This window comes from Rhodopseudomonas sp., from assembly GCF_036404135.1.
Classification (GTDB): Bacteria; Pseudomonadota; Alphaproteobacteria; order Rhizobiales; family Xanthobacteraceae; genus Rhodopseudomonas_A.
Genome location: NZ_DASWPE010000086.1, coordinates 61467 through 76905, shown reverse-complemented (window position 1 = coordinate 76905; position 15439 = coordinate 61467). Strand labels below are relative to the sequence as shown.

The window sequence follows — 15439 nt, the reverse complement described above, 5'->3', positions numbered from 1 at the left end:
AGCAGCGCGGCGGCGCAAAGCCAATTGCGCCCGATCGATCGGGCCGGGCGATCTCACAGCCTGAAGGGTAAGCGTGCCGGCCCATTGCCAGCACGGACTTCACCTCTCCCCGCTTGCGGGGGCGAGGGGACGATGCAGCGCCGCTCCCTCAAACCGCGTGCATTTTGATGCAGCCGCTCAGGGCGCCGGCGGCGGCGCCACCTTCATGTAGGCGCGGTCCGGGCTCAGCATGCAGCGATAGACCCTGGTGGTGGCGGTGTCCCATCGCTCGACGGTCTGCCCGCAACTGGTGCAGACGAAGCTGCCGGGCCGGCCGGCCAGCGTCTCGGATTCGGCGCAGCGATACTGCGCGCCGCACCGGCATTCGATATCGAACATCTTCATGCGAGCGACCTCCAGGCTGGTCCAACCAGCTACGCCGGAATTATGACAGTCAGACGGCACCGCGCCGGGCCAGCCGGCGCGGTGCCGCGTCATCCCCCGCGAACTCGCGGAATCGGCGATAATGCCCTGTTAATCTCGTTTACGTAGCCTGCGCCGACCATCGGATCGGCAGCGCGGAGGCGGCGGCGCAGCGGCGACGCAGGGTTGGACCATGACCGATTTCGCCATTGCGGGCCCTCCCAAATTGCCGGCCACCGTGGCGCCCGGCGTGCGAGCGCTACAGCTGCGGCTGCTGTGGCTGGTCGGCGCCTGCGGCGCCATCGTGTTCATCGAACCGAGCCCCTATGAGGTCGCCATCGTGCTGGCGATGGTGGTGTTCGCCGCCACCGGACTGCGGCTGGCGCCGCCGCTGTTGGTGCCGCTGGCGTTACTGATCGGCATCGGGCTCGGCTATGCGGTCGGCGCCATCGAGCTGATCGACGATCCGGAGATTCTGACCTGGCTGTTGACCTCCTGGTACATGGCGATCACCGCGATGTTCTTCGCGATGCTGACGCTTGAGGACACCGGCGAACGGCTCGACGCCTTGCTGCGCGGCTATCTGGCCGGCGCGATCGTCGCGGCGCTGGCCGGCATCGCCGGCTATTTCGGGCTGATTCCCGGCGCCGACGAGCTCCTGACCTTCGCCGGCCGCGCCCGCGGCACCTTCAAGGACCCCAACGTGCTCGGCGCCTTCCTGGTGCTGCCGGCGCTCTACACCTTGCAGCGGATCATCGAGGGATCGTTGTGGAGCGCGCTGCGCAACGGCGTGGCGTTCGGCATCCTCAGCCTGGCGATCTTTCTGGCGTTCTCGCGCGCCGCCTGGGGCACCTTCGGCGGCGGCGCATTGCTGATGGTCGCGCTGATGTTCATCACCGCGCCGTCGCAGCAGGCGCGCTTGCGCATCGTGACGCTGGCGGCGGTGGCGCTGCTGCTGGCGGCCGCGGCGATCGCCGTGCTGTTGTCGCTCGACCAGGTCGCGGCGCTGTTCAAGGAACGCGCCAGCTTCAACCAGCCCTATGACAGCGGCCGATTCGGCCGGTTCGGCCGGCACTTGCTCGGCGCCGGCATGGCGCTGGACTATCCGACCGGCATCGGGCCGCTGCAGTTTCGGCGGTTCTTCCCGGAAGACACCCACAATTCGTTTCTCAACGCCTTCATGTCCGGCGGCTGGATCAGCGGCCTGTTGTATCCGGCGCTGATCTTCACCACCGCGATCTACGGCCTCCGCAACGTCTTCGTCCGCACGCCGTGGCAGAACGCCTATATCCTGGTGATCTCGACGCTGGTGGTCACCCTGCTGGAAAGCTTCATCATCGATACCGACCACTGGCGGCACTATTTCATGCTGCTCGGATTGACCTGGGGGCTGGCGGTGGTCAGCAACGGCTTTCGCAAGGCCGCCGCAGCGGCATGACCGGCGCACCCGCTCGGGCGCAACACGCCAAAGCAATCATCACAAGGCAATCATCCCATGACTGACCCACGACACATCCTGGTGAGCGGCGGCGCCGGCTATATCGGCAGCCACATGGTGCTGGCGCTGCTGGAAGCCGGCGAGCGGCCGGTCGTGGTCGACGACCTCTCCACCGGGCTGCGCTCAGCGGTGCCGCCGCAGGTGCCGCTGATCGAAGGCAGCAGCGGCGACGCCGCGCTGATCGGCGGCCTGATCGATCGCTACAAGGTCGAGGCGATCATCCATTTCGCCGCCAGCATCGTGGTGCCGGACTCGGTGGCGCATCCGCTGGCCTATTACGCCAACAACACGGTGAACGCCCGGGCGATGATCGCGGCGGCGGTCGAGCACGGCGTGCCGCATTTCGTGTTCTCCTCGACCGCGGCGGTCTATGGCGAGCCGCGTGAGGTGCCGGTCGACGAGGCGCAGCCGACCGCGCCGATCAACCCCTACGGCCGCTCCAAGCTGATGGTGGAGTGGATGCTCGAGGACACCGCCAAGGCACATCCGATCAGCTACGCGGCGTTGCGCTATTTCAACGTCGCCGGCGCCGACCCGCACGGCCGCGCCGGGCAATCCTCACGCGACGCCACCCACCTGATCAAGACCGCGGTGCAGGCGGCGCTCGGCAAACGCTCCGGCATCGACGTATTCGGCACCGACTATCCGACGAAGGACGGCTCCTGCATCCGCGACTACGTCCATGTCAGCGATCTGGTGCAGGCGCATCTCGACGCGCTGCGCTATCTGCGCGGCGGCGCGCCGAGCCTCATCTGCAACATCGGCTATCAGGCAGGGTTTTCGGTGCTCGAAGTGATCGACACCGTCAAGCGGGTCTCCGGCGTCGATTTCGAGGTGCGGCTGCGTCAGCGCCGCGCCGGCGACCCGGCCTGCCTGGTGGCGGCGAACGCGCGGGCGATCACCCGGCTCGGCTGGACGCCGCGCCACAACGATCTCGACAGCATCGTGCGCGACGCGCTGAACTGGGAGCGCCAATTGGCGGCGAGCTCCGACTAAAGCTCTTGCGGTTCTGATAAGAATCAGAACCCGAGTTCTCGATTCTCATTTTGAACGCGTTGTCTTCACGCGATCCGCGATCCACTTGGCTCGAAAACGCGATCACGCCGCGATCGCGGCTTCGCCGCGCGAAGGCTCGGCCATCGCGCCCCGCTATGCGTCGCGCAACACCGTGCCGCGCGCGGAGCGATAAGCTGAAGTTAATGAGATTGATTTGCCGCAAAGCATGAATCCGCGCGGTCTGACACAAATCGGCAAGAATATGTCGCGGGTCTGCATCGGATACAGCGAATGTTTCGCGTGAACAGGATCTCGGCCACTCCCAGGATCCTCGCCATCGTCTACACGGACGGCGGGGCTGCCAGCTCTTACATCGCCGAACTCGGCTATCGGCTTCGCGAGGCCGGCACCTCCATCGCGGGAATCGTGCAGTACAAGCCCACGCTGCCGGCGCCGAGCCGCTGCGCGATCGAGGTCGAAGAACTGACCTCGCGATTCGTGCTGCAGCTGTCCGAGGACGGCGCCGACCAGCCGTTCGGCTGCGGCATCGACCCCGAGGCGCTGGCCGAAGCTGCGGCGCTGATCACCGCGGCGCTGCGCAAGCATCCCGACGTCGTGCTGCTGAACAAGTTCGGGCGGCTGGAAGCCGAGGGCGGCGGGTTGCGCGAGACCATCGCCGAGGCGATCCAGCTCGGCACGCCGCTGATCGCCGGGGTACCGCGGCGCAATCTCGGGCCGTGGCGCGCGCTTACCAAAGGTCTCGCCGAGGAAATCGCGATCGGATCGTCGCGGCTCTATCAGTGGCTCGCCGCGCACCGCATGATGCTGGATTGCGAGATCGCGCTGGCGCCGTCGATGCCGACGATCCGCGCCGCCGGCTGAGCGCTCCGTCCTTCCGTCACAGCCTATGATCGGGGCCGTTGCACGACGTCCTCGGAAGAACGCCGCGTCGACCAGCGCTGATCACCTCTCCCCGCGCGCGGCAGGGCAATCGCATATGAAAGTTGGCGGTTGCTGCGAGGATCACCCTCCCCTGGAGGGGGAGGGTGAAGAGAGCTACGAGGCGATGGCCTGCGAAAATCCATGTGCGATCGCCCTGCCACGCGCCGGGCGAGGGAGCGATGCCGCGCCGCTCGATCACGCTCGACAGCTGTCTGACGAACTCAACCGCCTGACTTCGTCGCAAGGGTCGACGGCTCGGATGCGACGGCTTACTTGCCGATCATCACGTCGGACGACTTGACCACCGCGGACACCGTGTCGCCGACCTTGAGCGCGAGATCGTCGACCGCTTCGTTGGTGATCGCCGAGGTGATGGTGAGGCCGGAGGCCAGCTCGACCTTGACGTGGGCCGTGGTCGATCCCTTGGTGACCGCCACAACTTTGCCGGGAAGAATATTGCGGGCGCTCAGCTTCATCTGTCATCCATGGGCTGCGGGACTATTTTCCCTGGGGATCGCGTTACTACACGAATCGTCCTGCGAAGTCCAAGCGCGCGCGGCCGCTCAGCGCCGCCGCCGCCTCATGCATAGCGGCGATGCTCGCAGGCCATTTACAACGAAGCCGCCATCTGAGCCTCCTGCTCTTGCAATGGCATATCGCTTGCATCTAGCTCAGCAACGTTGTCATCGCCAGACTCAGATCCACAGGGAATTGATCAAATGCTCGGAATTGGTGACCAGCTGCCGTCGTTCGAAGTCGTCGGCGTGAAGCCCGGCTTTCATCTGCACGAAGAAAACGGACAAAGCGCATTCGAGACGCTGACCCAGGCCAGCTTTCCCGGAAAATGGAAGGTGATCTTCTTCTATCCGAAAGATTTCACCTTCGTCTGCCCGACCGAAATCGCCGAATTCGCCCGGCTGTCGAAGGATTTCGCCGATCGCGACGCAGTGGTGCTGGGCGGCTCGACCGACAATGAATTCTGCAAGCTGGCCTGGCGCCGCGAGCACAAGGATCTGCACAAGCTGGCGATCTGGCAGTTCGGCGATTCCAAGGGCTCGCTGGTCGACGGCCTCGGCGTGCGGACGGCGGACGGCGTCGCCTATCGCTACACCTTCATCGTCGATCCCGACAACGTCATCCAGCACGTCTACGGCAACAATCTCAATGTCGGCCGCAGCCCGAAGGACACCTTGCGGGTGCTCGACGCGTTGCAGACCGACGAACTCTGCCCGTGCAACCGCGAAGTCGGCGGCGCCACGCTCAAGGTGGCGTAACGCGGCATGTCGATCGACGCATTAAAGGAGCGGATCCCGGACTTCGCCAAGGATGTGAGGCTGAACCTCTCGTCAATGGCGAGCGACGAGGCGCTGGCGCCGCAGACCAAATACGGGCTGTTCGTCGCCGCCGCGGTGGCGACGCGCAACCCTGAAGTGATCGCGGCGATGCAGGCTTTGGCGCGCGACCACGTCGCGCCGGCGGTGATCGCGGCGGCGAAATCCGCGGCCGCGATCATGGCGATGAACAACGTCTATTATCGCTTCGTGCATCTGGCGTCGAACAAGGACTACGCCACCATGCCGGCGCGATTGCGGATGAACGTGATCGCCAATCCCGGCGTCGACAAGGCCGACTTCGAATTGTGGTCGCTGGCGGTGTCGGCGATCAACGGCTGCGGCATGTGCGTCGATTCGCACGAAAAGGTGCTGCTGCAGGCCGGCGTGAGCACCGCGGAGATCCAGACCGCGGTGCGGTTCGCCGCGATCATCCAGTCGGTCGCGGTGTCGATCGAGGCCGGCGCGATCGAGCTGGCGCTCGCGGCGGAGTAGTTACGGGCGCGGCGCCGTCAACAGCGCGCGGTCGTCACCAGCACGGACTTCACCTCTCCCCGCGTGCGGCAGGGCGATCGCACATGGATTTTCGCAGGCCATTGCCTCGCAGCTCTCTTCACCCTCCCCTGGAGGGGGAGGGTCGGCGGGTATCGCGCGTAGCGCGGTGCACGCCGGGGTGGGGTGAGCCGCGCGCACCGCGGATGAACTCTTCGCCACCCCACCCCGCTCGCTGTGCGAGCGACCCTCCCCCTCCAGGGGAGGGTGATCCTCGCAGCAACCGCCAACTTTCCTATGCGATTGCCCTGCCGCTTGCGGGGAGAGGGAAGATGCCGCATCGCTTCGATTACCACCACGCCGTCATTCCGGGGCGCGAGCACTTGCGAGCGAACCCGGAATCTTGCCGCGCATGGCGAGAGTGCCGCCTCGTCTGATGCGGGATTCCGGGTTCGCTCGAGCTAAACGCTCTCGCGCCCCGGAATGACGGCGTCATATCGGCGGCGGCGGCCGTCAGCGAATGAAACGCCGGATTGAAACGCTCAGCCGAATTTGAACAGCACGCCGTAGCCGCCGCGCGGGTAGTTCCATTCGATCTCGCCGGTGCCTTCGGCGATCACCCGGCAGGTGCCGCATTCCACGCAGCCGTCGGGGGCGACCTCGACCTGGCCGTTGCTGTTGAGATCGTAGCAATGCGCCGGGCAGACCTTGAGCAGCGACAACAGCGCCGGCGACGGCTTGCTGTGCGGCTTGACCTTGATATGCGCCTGGCCGGCGTCGACCAGATAGCGATTCTGGAACAGCTTGTCCTCGACCCGCACTGCCGGTTCCGTTGTCATGGTTTCGACCTCCGAATTGTTCGATCAATCAGTTGCGGCTCAGCGCCACGCCCGGGCGAAGCGGATGGCGTCGCCGAACAGCCCGGTCCAGGACCGCGCCGCCACGAACGACTTCAACGTGGACTTTTCCTTCTCCGCCTTCGGCGTGCCGTCGACGCGGACGAAGTTCTGCAACGCCTTCGACACCAGCTGCGGATAGGTCAGGAAGAAATTCTGCGACTGGATGTGCAGCAGGCCCGGCATGTCCTTGTACTTCTTCAGATCCTTGATCACGAAGGAATCGTCGATCATCTTCTTGTAGAGCGACAGGTTGGACGCGGTCATCGGGTCCTTGCGCGACTTGATCTGGAAGATCGCCTCGCCGGCCAAGCGACCCGACGTCATCGCCAGGTTGGAGCCTTCGCGGTGCATCGCATTGTTGAGCTGGGCCGCGTCACCGACCACCACCCAGCCGTCACCGAACAGTTTCGGAATCGCGTTGTAGCCGCCCTCCGGAATGAGATGGCCGGCATATTCCTTGACTTCGGAGCCTTCGATCAACGGCGCCACCGACGGATGCTTCTTGAAGCGGTCGAGCAGGTCGTAAGGCGTCTCGCCGGTCTTCTGGAAATCCGCCACCAGACAGCCGATGCCGAGCGACACCGATTCCTTGTTGGCATAGATGAAGCCCATGCCGGTCATGCCGCGCGAGATGGTGCCGGCGGCCTCGATCACCACGCCTTCGTCGCCCTTGAGGTTGAACCGCGCCTCGATGGTTTCGCGCGGCAGGAAGTGCATTTCCTTGACCGCGAGCGCGACGTTGTGCGGCGTCGGGCGGTCGCGCAATTCGGCGCGGGTGCCGAGCAGGCCGTTGACGCCCTCGGCCAGCACCACCACGTCGGCATGGACCTGGCCGCCGGCGCGATCGGTCAACACCCCGATCACCTTGCCATAGGCGTCCTTGACCAGTTCCTTGACCGTGGTTTCGCACAATACGATGGCGCCGGCTTCGCGCACCTTGGAGGAGAACCAGCGATCGAACTGGGCGCGGATGATGGTGTAGCGGTTCGGCTTCTCTTCGTTGAAGTCGTCGGAGCGATAATGCAGCCCGGTGTGGGCGCGCTCGTCCATGATCCAGAACCGCTGCTCGACGAGGTGGCGCTCCAGCGGCGCGTCCTCGCGGAAATTCGGCACCAGCTTTTCCAGCATGTCGGCGTACAGGATGGCGCCCTGCACGTTCTTCGAGCCGGGATATTCGCCGCGCTCGATCTGCAGCACCTTCAGGCCGCGCTGCGCCATGGTGAGCGCGGCGGCATTGCCGGCCATCCCGGCACCGACGACGATCGCGTCGAAACGTTCCTCAATCATGGCGATCTCCTCTAACTTGCGATCCGGTCGCGGGTGTGCGGCGACAGCCGCTTGCGGAAGGCTTCCGTCAGCGCCGGCAACAGCCGGATGGCGTCGGTGACAATGGCGAGATGGGCGAAGTCGAAGATCGGCGCGTTCTTGTCGGTGTTGATCGCCACGATCAGATCGGCGCCGTCGACGCCGACGCGATGCTGGATCGCGCCGGAAATGCCGGCGGCGATATACAGCTTCGGCCGGATGGTCTTGCCGGTCTGGCCGATCTGCCGATCCGCGGCGACCCAGCCCTTCTGCACCAGCGGCCGCGAGCAGCCATATTCGGCGCCGAGCACCGAGGCGAGCTGCTTGACGAGCTGGAAGTTTTCCAGCGAGGCGAGCCCGAGGCCGCCGGACACCACGACGTCGGCGAAGGCCAGGTTGGAGGTCGCCTTGTCGCGGTCCGGCACGAAGGCCAGGATCTTGGTGACGATGTCGGCTTCGACCATGCCGAGGGTATGCTCGATGACGCGGCCGATCGGCTTTTCGACGCGATCCGGCATCGGCATCACCCGCGGCCGCACGGTCGCCATCTGCGGCCGGAAGTTCAGCGTGTAGATGGTGCACAGCAGCGAGCCGCCGAAGGTCGGCCGGGTCGCCGCCAGCGAGCCGTCGGTATCGACTTCGAGCTCGGTGCAGTCGGCGGTGAGCCCGGTCAAAAGCGTGGTCGCCACCGCGCCGGCGAGGTCGCGGCCGAGCGTCGAGGCGCCAAGCAGCAGCACTTCCGGCTTGTAGGTGTTGACCATGTCGGTCATCGCCTTGCTGTAAGGCTCGTTGCGATAATCGGCGAGCACCGGGTCGGCGCAGATGTAAGCGAGGTCGGCGCCGTAGCAGAACGATTCGGCGACCGCGGCGTTCAAGGCGTCGCCGGGCGCGCCGATCACCACCGCGGCGAGATCGACGCCGAGCTTGTCGGCGAGCTTGCGGCCGGAGCCCATCAGTTCCCACGACACCGGGTGGACGTGGCCGCGTTCTTGCTCGATGAACACCCAGACGTGCTTGTACTGCTTGAAGTGCTCGGACAGCTCCTTCTTCGCAGCCGCGCGGCCGGCGGGTGCAGGGGTCGGGGTCTTGGTCGGCTGTGCCATCGGAAGCAGCTTTCGTTAGTGTTTCAGAAACCGCGGGCGAGTTCGAACATGTCGTCTTCGAGCTTGGGCCTGAGCTTGAAGATTTCCTCGATCAGCGCGTCGGCCGGGGGCCGGCCGGCCGGATCGACCAGCGCCGCCTTTTCCGCGCGCGGGGTCGGCGCGAACACGCGCTTCACCACGGTCGGCGAGCCGCGCAGGCCGCATTTGCCGATGTCCTCGACGCCGGCGTCCTGGGCGCTCCATTTCACGATCTCGGCGCGCGCCGCGCTGAGCGCGTTGATCATCGAGCCGCGGCGCACCTCGTTGGTGCCCTCCAGCATGGTGATCAGCACCGGCAGCGTTGAGCGCAGCACCTGCACGCCGCCCTCGGAGCGCCGTTCCACTTCGATCGAGCGGCCCTGCAGATCCAGCGTCACCACCTTGGAGACGTAAGTGAGCTGCAGGAAGCCGAGCCGCTTGCAGACGCCGGGGCCGACCTGGGCAGTGTCGCCGTCGATGGTCTGCTTGCCGGTGAACACGATATCGACCGGAGCGAAGCTCGATCCGATCTTGCGCACCGCCGCGGCGAGCGCATAGCTGGTCGCCAGCGTGTCGGCGCCGGCGAAGAAGCGGTCGGTCAACAGCACCGCGCGGTCGGCGCCGAAGGTCAGCGCCTTGCGCAAACTGTCCTCGGCCGAGGGCGGGCCCATGGTCAGCACCGTGACCTCGCCGCCGAACTTGTCGCGCAGGCGCATCGCCTCTTCGAGGGCGAACAGATCATAGGGGTTGATGATCGTCGGCACCCCCTGGCGCATGATCGTGTTGGTGACCGGATGGACGCGGATCTGCGCCGAATCCGGGACTTGCTTGATACATACGACGATATGCATGTGCGGCTCCGAAGCTTTCATCTGGCTTGGTAACAGCAAGCCTCATACCAACTTTTGGCGGCAGCGATTTATCGCGGTACGACAAGGGGTTACTGCAGCGTGGCGGGACCGGCCGCGGCGCCGGCGACAAAGCCCGCGGCCGCGCAAGTCCGACACTTGTCGGGAAGGTGACAGCGCTGCGGGGGAATGGGGACAATGAAACCTCGTGATGCGGGGGTTTTCGGGCCCGCGCGCCGCGCGAGGGTGCCTCAAACGCCGCGAGCGGCGCATCGCCGCGCCGCTCGTGCATGTTCATTCAGGTCAAAAACCGAACCCGCCTGTTCGCGCGGGTACGATCGCGAAGATGTTACTTCAGCGCGTCGAGCGGAACGAAATGGCTTTTCTTCGGCGCCACCGCGTCCTTCAGCACCTTGAACACCCGCTGATCGAGCGGCGTCGAGCTCAGGAAGTCCTCATAGGCGCGTTCCAGCACCGATTTGCAGCGCGCCGCGGCGACCGAATTCGGCATCGCCTCGAGATCCTCGCTGGCGAGATATTGTCCCATCCGCTTCAGGATGTGCAGCCGCGCCACGTCGAGCACCTTGGGGTCGAAGCAGACTCCGAGCAGCGCGAAGAACTCCTCGGCCGAGCCGGCGCGCTTCAGCTGATCGACCACATTGCCGGCGGGGGGATTGGATTGGGTGGGCGAGCACATCATCAGCGTCCTTCTGTTGGGCGGCGGACCGCGCAGCGCGGTTTCAGGCGCAATTCGGCAAGGGTTGATCGCAGACCTCGCGCCAGATCGCGGCGAGGGTTTCGGCTTCGACCGGCCCCTTGTTGGCGACGGCGTGCTGGCGCACCCGGTCGAGAATGCCCTGCAGTTCCGTGGAACTCGCCGGCAGGTTCAACGCCGCCAGCGACGAGGTGATCGCCGCGAGGCCGGAATGCTTGCCGATCACGATGCGGTTGGAACGGCCGAACAGCCGCGGGTCGAGCGACTGATAGGTGCGGTGATCTTTCAAAAGGCCGTCGACATGAATGCCGGATTCGTGGGTGAAGACGTGCTCGCCGACGATCGCCTTGTTGAGCGGGATGGTGCGCGAGGCCGCCGCTGCGACGATCGCGGCGACGCGGCCGAGTTCCGACAGCACGACGCCGGTGTCGCGGCCGTACAATTGCTTCAGCGCCACCGCGACTTCCTCGAGCGGCGCGTTGCCGGCGCGTTCGCCGAGCCCGATCACCGTGACGGAAGCATGGCTGGCGCCGGCCTTGATCGCGGCCAGCGTGTTGGCGGTGGCAAGCCCGAGATCGTCGTGGCCGTGGAATTCCAGTTCGAGATCGGTGGAGCGGCGCAGCGCCGCCATCAACTGGAAGCTGGCGTCGGGATCGAGCACCGAGAGCGTATCGGCGATGCGGAAGCGGCGGGCGCCGGCGGCTTTGGCCTCGGCGATGATCTCGGTCAGGAAGCCGACATCGGCGCGCGAGGAATCCTCGCCGCCAACCGCAACCGAAAGACCCTTGTCCAGCGCGTAGCCGACCACCCGCTTCAGCATCTCGACGGCGTTACTGCGCTTGCCGCCGAGCTTGGCGGCGATCTGCACGTCGGACACCGGGATCGAGACGTTGACCATCGCCACGCCGGCGGCCAATGCTGCGTCGACGTCCTCGGTGCGCATCCGGCACCAGGCGATGGTGGTGAGCGGCAGGCCCTGCTCGACGATGGCGCGGATCGCGGTGATCTCCTCAGCCCCCATCGCCGGGGTGCCGGCCTCGATTTCCGGCACGCCGGCCAGCGCCAGCGCCCGGGCAATCGCCACCTTCTCCGCGGTGGTGAAGGCGACGCCCGGCGCCTGCTCGCCGTCGCGCAGCGTGGTGTCGTTCAGCACAATGCCGGGGAGCGTGGTGGGGCCGGCGGCGGGACGGGTGCGCGGCACGTCAAAACCGAATTCTCTAAACATGCGCCTGGTCGAGCGCTTGCGGCGCCCCCTCCTGTGATCCGAACGGCGAAATCGCCCGCAGCTTGGCGACGATCGGCGGCACCGCGGCGATCGCGCGGTCGATGTCGGCCTCGGTGGTGTCGCGCGACAGCGAGAACCGCACCGCGCCGCGCACCGCTTCCTTGGCGACGTTCATCGCCACCAGCACATGCGAGGGCTCGAACGAGCCGACCGAACAGGCCGAGCCCATCGACACCGCGATGCCGGCGCGATCGAGCAGCAGCACGATGCTTTCGCCTTCGATGAAAGAGAATGCGATGGTCGAGGTGTTGGGCAGTCGCTCGGCGCTGCTGCCAACCGCAACGCATTGGCCGACTTGCGCGAGGATGCTTTGCTCCAGCTGGTCGCGCAGCGCGCGGACCCGGACGTTTTCCTCGTCGAGATGCGCGGCGGCGAGTTCGGCGGCGGCGCCCAGCCCAACGATGCCCGGCATGTTCTCGGTGCCGGGGCGACGGCCGCGCTCCTGATGACCGCCCTTGAGCTGCGGCTTGAAGCGCACGCTGCTGCGCAGATACAGCGCGCCGACGCCCTTCGGGCCATGAAACTTGTGGCCGGACAGCGACAGCATGTCGATCTCGGTCGACTTCAGATCGATCGGCAGCTTGCCCGCCGCCTGCACCGCGTCGGTGTGAAACAGCGCGCCGAATTCCTTGGCCTGCTCGGCCAGTTCCGGCACCGGGAAGATCACCCCGGTCTCGTTGTTGGCCCACATCATCGACACCACCGCAACGCGCTCCGACAGCGCGGATTTGTAGGCGGCAAGATCGAGCCAGCCGTGCCGATCCACCGGGATGATGTGGATGCGGATGCCTTTGTTCTTTTCCAGCCAGGCGCACAGCGCCAGCACCGCGGGATGTTCGACCGCGCTGATGATGATCTCGCGCCGGCGGGGCGAAGCTTCCAGCGCCGACATGATCGCGGCATTGGCGCCTTCGGTGCCGCCGGAATTGAACACAATCTCGGCGGCCTGTTCGGCGCCGAGCAGCGATTTCACCTGCTCGCGGGCGCGCCGCAGCGCCACGCCAGCGGCTTCGCCGAAGCCATGCTTCGACGACGGATTGCCGTAGGTTTCGGTGAACAGCGGCAGCATCTTGGCGACCACGCGTGGATCGACCGCGGTGGTGGCGTTGGCGTCGAGATAGACCATGGGGGCAGCTCCGCTCATGACACCGGCACCACGCGCACCGCCCGCTGCAGCTTCTCGGCGAGCTGCGCCTGCACCCCGGACAGCGTCACCGAGGCCAATTGGCAATCGACGCAATTGCCCGACAGCCGCAGATAGATGGTGTTGCCGTCGACATCGACCAGCTCGCAGTCGCCGCCGTCGCGCTGCAGATGCGGGCGCAGCGCCTCGACCGCCTGCTTGATCAGTTCGAATTGCTGCGGCGTGCCGCGATCGCGGTTCTCCGACGGCGGCAGCACCGGGCGCGGTGCCGCGGCAGTCGGCGCCGGGCGCGGCGGAATCGCGATGTGGCCGGGAATATTGGCGCGCGCGGCGGCGGTGCCCAGCGGCGGCGGCGCGTCGCCGCGCGGCTTCAGCGCTTCGCTCGACGGCGGCAGCGAACCCGGCCGGTAGGCCTGCCGCGGCGCAAGACTGCCCTCGGCGACCATGTCGGCATTGACCCGCGCCAACACGGTCTCGATCTGCTTGTAGCAACTAAAGCAGCCGCCGCCGGCCTTGGTATGAAACGTCACCTGATGCGGATCGGTGAGATGATTGATGCGGATGGTGCGCTCGGCCATCGCCTCAGTGACGCCGAAGCATTTGCAGATGATCGCGGAGGCGGTCGCCGCGGCCGGCGCGCCTTGCCGGCGGTAGCTGGCGATGGCGTTTTGTACGGCTTCGTAGGTCATCACCGAGCAGTACATGCGCTCGGCCGGCAGCCCGCCGAGAAATTCGACGACGTCGGCGGCGGTGATCTCCAACGCCTCGTCGGTGGTCTTGCCGGTAATCATCTCGGTGATCGCCGAGGACGAGGCGATCGCCGAGCTGCAGCCGAAGGTCTGGAACCGGGCCTGTTCGATCCGGTCGGTATCGGGATCGATCTGCAGCATCAGCTTGACGGCGTCGCCCCAGCCCAGCGTGCCGACCGAGCCGACCGCGTTGGCCTGCGCCAGCACGCCGACGTTCCTGGGGTTGCAGAAGTGCTCCCCGAACCTGTCCTGCATGCTTGCCATGGAGCGGCCTCGCGCTGGATTAGCCGAAGGATTTGCCGCAGCCGCATTTGGTGCCGGCATTGGGGTTGTCGAAGGTGAAGCCGGAGCCTTCCAGGCTCTCGACGAAGCCGATCTTCAGCCCGGTGAGCAGCGGCTGGGAGTCCGGATCGAGGAACACTTTCACTCCGCCGGCGTCGATCACCGCGTCGTCGGCGCGCGGCTCGGTGTCGAGCCCGATCAGGTATTTGAAGCCGGCGCAGCCGCCGGTCTCGACCATGACCCGCAGCCCGCCATCGGTCTTGCCGGCCCGCGACATCGCGGCCTTGACGGCGTTACCGGCTTCTTCGCTCAGGGTGATCATGTGCACGCTCCTCTGCATCGCTTGTGATCAACACTAAGCAACTGGCGTGCCACGGCGTTCGCGGGCCGATAAGCCTGCGAAACGCTTGGGTTTTCGATGTTGGCCGGAATGTCGGGATTGCGACAACGAGGCCTGATTGCGACAGCGTCGCAAAGACGACGGCGTGAAGTAGCCACGCTGAAGAGGGTGAAACGAGCCCCAGCGAGACGATACGAGGGTGCTGTCATTCCGGGGCGCGAACGGCGCCAGCCGTGCACGAACCCGGAATTCCGCAACCGGGCGGGCGCTTACCCTGTAGCCAGATTCCGGGTTCGCTCGGCCGTTCGGCCTCGCGCCCCGGAATGACGGCGCCCTTTGTTGAACGCGTCGAAGCAAAAAGGACGAGTTCGAACTAAGACGCCTGCAGCGCCACCGCGCGGCGGCGGTCGGCCATCCTGCTTTCGCCGCTCTCGTCGCCGAAGCAGCGGCTGAAATCGCCGCAATGCGTACACACCGGCGTCGAGCACATCACGATGCCGTCGTCCTCGCAGAGCTTGCGGTAGAAGAACCGCTTCCAGCGCATGTTGCCGGTGTTGCTGTTAGCCAGCGGGGCGAAATGCCGGGTCAACAGCCGCGACAATTCGCTGCGGTCGCGCAGCCCGAGGTCTTCCCACAGATGGTTCGGCTCCATGGCGCGGCGCGCCACCATTGCCGCCAGCCAGCGGCCGATATCGCCGTCGCTGGAGCGATGCGCTAGCAACAGGTCGCGCACCATGCCGGCCTCGTCATCGTCCGCCGGCTCGCCTTCGATCGAGGGGATGAACAGCTTGGCGATATGCGGAAACCAGCGCCCCAGCAGCACCACGAGATCGTCCGCCGCAAGCCCGCTGCGCTCGGCGACCGCGCCGCGCTCGGTCAACGCCACCGCGAGGATCGAGGCCAGCACGTGGCGGTCGAAGTCGCGATCGCTCTCGATCCGGGCGTTCGCCGCGTCGCGGCCGGTGAGCACGCGATAGATCGCGGCGGCCGGCGAGGCCTCGTCGCCATCATCGACAACGATCGGGCGCGACGCGAGCCGCATTGGGCCGGCCGAATTGTGCTGCAGCGCTGCGACGATCACGGGAAAACT

Annotated in this window: 17 protein-coding genes; 5 read left to right on the top strand and 12 right to left on the bottom strand. The window is 66.2% G+C overall.

The window, feature by feature from the left end; genetic code table 11:
- Positions 1-177: 177 nt before the first annotated feature.
- Positions 178-384: a hypothetical protein gene (locus tag VGC77_RS09550; protein WP_331171331.1), complete on the bottom strand. Its 207-nt coding sequence runs from the start codon at positions 382-384 to the stop codon at positions 178-180.
- Positions 385-595: 211 nt separating this feature from the next.
- On the opposite strand from VGC77_RS09550, the gene VGC77_RS09545 reads away from it, so the two are divergent.
- The 3 genes from VGC77_RS09545 to VGC77_RS09535 all read left to right on the top strand — a co-directional run bounded on the left by VGC77_RS09545 (position 596) and on the right by VGC77_RS09535 (position 3778).
- Positions 596-1840, top strand: coding sequence for an O-antigen ligase domain-containing protein (locus tag VGC77_RS09545; RefSeq protein WP_331171330.1), 1245 nt, complete (start codon positions 596-598; stop codon positions 1838-1840).
- 57 nt (positions 1841-1897) lie between these two features.
- Positions 1898-2896 carry a UDP-glucose 4-epimerase GalE gene (galE, locus tag VGC77_RS09540; protein WP_331171329.1) on the top strand — a complete coding sequence of 333 codons (999 nt, stop codon included), beginning with the start codon at positions 1898-1900 and terminating at the stop codon, positions 2894-2896.
- Positions 2897-3187: 291 nt separating this feature from the next.
- Positions 3188-3778 carry a DUF2478 domain-containing protein gene (locus VGC77_RS09535; protein ID WP_331171328.1) on the top strand — a complete coding sequence of 197 codons (591 nt, stop codon included), beginning with the start codon at positions 3188-3190 and terminating at the stop codon, positions 3776-3778.
- A gap of 329 nt (positions 3779-4107) precedes the next feature.
- On the opposite strand, the gene VGC77_RS09530 is transcribed toward VGC77_RS09535, so the two are convergent.
- Positions 4108-4314: a TOBE domain-containing protein gene (locus VGC77_RS09530; protein ID WP_184258365.1), complete on the bottom strand. Its 207-nt coding sequence runs from the start codon at positions 4312-4314 to the stop codon at positions 4108-4110.
- A 243-nt stretch (positions 4315-4557) separates the two neighbouring features.
- Between VGC77_RS09530 and VGC77_RS09525 the strand changes: the two genes are divergently transcribed.
- Both VGC77_RS09525 and VGC77_RS09520 read left to right on the top strand, forming a co-directional pair.
- Positions 4558-5112, top strand: a complete 555-nt coding sequence (locus VGC77_RS09525; protein ID WP_331171327.1) for a peroxiredoxin — start codon at positions 4558-4560, stop codon at positions 5110-5112.
- 6 nt (positions 5113-5118) lie between these two features.
- A complete protein-coding gene (locus tag VGC77_RS09520; RefSeq protein ID WP_331171326.1) occupies positions 5119-5664 on the top strand; it encodes a carboxymuconolactone decarboxylase family protein in 546 nt (181 codons plus the stop codon).
- Between the two features lie 539 nt (positions 5665-6203).
- On the opposite strand, the gene VGC77_RS09515 is transcribed toward VGC77_RS09520, so the two are convergent.
- The 10 genes from VGC77_RS09515 to VGC77_RS09470 form a co-directional block, all read right to left on the bottom strand.
- The gene (locus VGC77_RS09515; RefSeq protein WP_331171325.1) at positions 6204-6500 is read right to left on the bottom strand and encodes a ferredoxin family protein; all 297 of its coding nucleotides are present in this window, start codon (positions 6498-6500) and stop codon (positions 6204-6206) included.
- 39 nt (positions 6501-6539) lie between these two features.
- On the bottom strand, positions 6540-7847 hold the full coding sequence (locus tag VGC77_RS09510; RefSeq protein ID WP_331171324.1) for an FAD-binding protein: 1308 nt from the start codon (positions 7845-7847) through the stop codon (positions 6540-6542).
- 11 nt (positions 7848-7858) lie between these two features.
- On the bottom strand, positions 7859-8968 hold the full coding sequence (locus VGC77_RS09505) for an electron transfer flavoprotein subunit alpha/FixB family protein (RefSeq protein WP_331171323.1): 1110 nt from the start codon (positions 8966-8968) through the stop codon (positions 7859-7861).
- A gap of 23 nt (positions 8969-8991) precedes the next feature.
- Complete coding sequence (locus tag VGC77_RS09500) at positions 8992-9837, bottom strand: electron transfer flavoprotein subunit beta/FixA family protein (protein WP_331171322.1); 846 nt, start codon at positions 9835-9837, stop codon at positions 8992-8994.
- A 346-nt stretch (positions 9838-10183) separates the two neighbouring features.
- Positions 10184-10531 carry a nitrogenase stabilizing/protective protein NifW gene (nifW, locus tag VGC77_RS09495; RefSeq protein ID WP_331171321.1) on the bottom strand — a complete coding sequence of 116 codons (348 nt, stop codon included), beginning with the start codon at positions 10529-10531 and terminating at the stop codon, positions 10184-10186.
- A 43-nt stretch (positions 10532-10574) separates the two neighbouring features.
- Positions 10575-11774 (bottom strand): homocitrate synthase, encoded by a 1200-nt coding sequence (gene nifV, locus VGC77_RS09490; RefSeq protein ID WP_331171320.1) that lies wholly within the window; start codon positions 11772-11774, stop codon positions 10575-10577.
- Entirely contained in the window at positions 11767-12978 is a 1212-nt protein-coding gene (gene nifS, locus VGC77_RS09485) for a cysteine desulfurase NifS (protein WP_331171319.1), read from the bottom strand. Before nifS ends, nifV begins: the two co-directional genes overlap by 8 nt.
- On the bottom strand, positions 12975-13991 hold the full coding sequence (nifU, locus tag VGC77_RS09480; RefSeq protein WP_331171318.1) for a Fe-S cluster assembly protein NifU: 1017 nt from the start codon (positions 13989-13991) through the stop codon (positions 12975-12977). The genes nifS and nifU overlap by 4 nt, the downstream gene beginning before the upstream one ends.
- A gap of 19 nt (positions 13992-14010) precedes the next feature.
- Positions 14011-14331 carry an iron-sulfur cluster assembly accessory protein gene (locus tag VGC77_RS09475; RefSeq protein ID WP_331171317.1) on the bottom strand — a complete coding sequence of 107 codons (321 nt, stop codon included), beginning with the start codon at positions 14329-14331 and terminating at the stop codon, positions 14011-14013.
- A 391-nt stretch (positions 14332-14722) separates the two neighbouring features.
- Positions 14723-15430: a nitrogen fixation protein NifQ gene (locus tag VGC77_RS09470; protein ID WP_414709632.1), complete on the bottom strand. Its 708-nt coding sequence runs from the start codon at positions 15428-15430 to the stop codon at positions 14723-14725.
- Positions 15431-15439 lie beyond the last annotated feature (9 nt).

What these genes read in the sequence shown, in the direction of transcription:
- VGC77_RS09500 (WP_331171322.1), bottom strand. Translation starts at nt 9,837, where the DNA reads ATGCATATCGTCGTATGTATCAAGCAAGTCCCGGATTCGGCGCAGATC.
- VGC77_RS09475 (WP_331171317.1), bottom strand. Translation starts at nt 14,331, where the DNA reads ATGATCACCCTGAGCGAAGAAGCCGGTAACGCCGTCAAGGCCGCGATG.
- nifU (WP_331171318.1), bottom strand. Translation starts at nt 13,991, where the DNA reads ATGGCAAGCATGCAGGACAGGTTCGGGGAGCACTTCTGCAACCCCAGG.
- VGC77_RS09505 (WP_331171323.1), bottom strand. Translation starts at nt 8,968, where the DNA reads ATGGCACAGCCGACCAAGACCCCGACCCCTGCACCCGCCGGCCGCGCG.
- VGC77_RS09515 (WP_331171325.1), bottom strand. Translation starts at nt 6,500, where the DNA reads ATGACAACGGAACCGGCAGTGCGGGTCGAGGACAAGCTGTTCCAGAAT.
- VGC77_RS09550 (WP_331171331.1), bottom strand. Translation starts at nt 384, where the DNA reads ATGAAGATGTTCGATATCGAATGCCGGTGCGGCGCGCAGTATCGCTGC.
- VGC77_RS09510 (WP_331171324.1), bottom strand. Translation starts at nt 7,847, where the DNA reads ATGATTGAGGAACGTTTCGACGCGATCGTCGTCGGTGCCGGGATGGCC.
- galE (WP_331171329.1), top strand. Translation starts at nt 1,898, where the DNA reads ATGACTGACCCACGACACATCCTGGTGAGCGGCGGCGCCGGCTATATC.
- nifS (WP_331171319.1), bottom strand. Translation starts at nt 12,978, where the DNA reads ATGAGCGGAGCTGCCCCCATGGTCTATCTCGACGCCAACGCCACCACC.
- VGC77_RS09530 (WP_184258365.1), bottom strand. Translation starts at nt 4,314, where the DNA reads ATGAAGCTGAGCGCCCGCAATATTCTTCCCGGCAAAGTTGTGGCGGTC.
- VGC77_RS09545 (WP_331171330.1), top strand. Translation starts at nt 596, where the DNA reads ATGACCGATTTCGCCATTGCGGGCCCTCCCAAATTGCCGGCCACCGTG.
- VGC77_RS09525 (WP_331171327.1), top strand. Translation starts at nt 4,558, where the DNA reads ATGCTCGGAATTGGTGACCAGCTGCCGTCGTTCGAAGTCGTCGGCGTG.
- VGC77_RS09520 (WP_331171326.1), top strand. Translation starts at nt 5,119, where the DNA reads ATGTCGATCGACGCATTAAAGGAGCGGATCCCGGACTTCGCCAAGGAT.
- nifV (WP_331171320.1), bottom strand. Translation starts at nt 11,774, where the DNA reads ATGTTTAGAGAATTCGGTTTTGACGTGCCGCGCACCCGTCCCGCCGCC.
- VGC77_RS09535 (WP_331171328.1), top strand. Translation starts at nt 3,188, where the DNA reads ATGTTTCGCGTGAACAGGATCTCGGCCACTCCCAGGATCCTCGCCATC.
- nifW (WP_331171321.1), bottom strand. Translation starts at nt 10,531, where the DNA reads ATGTGCTCGCCCACCCAATCCAATCCCCCCGCCGGCAATGTGGTCGAT.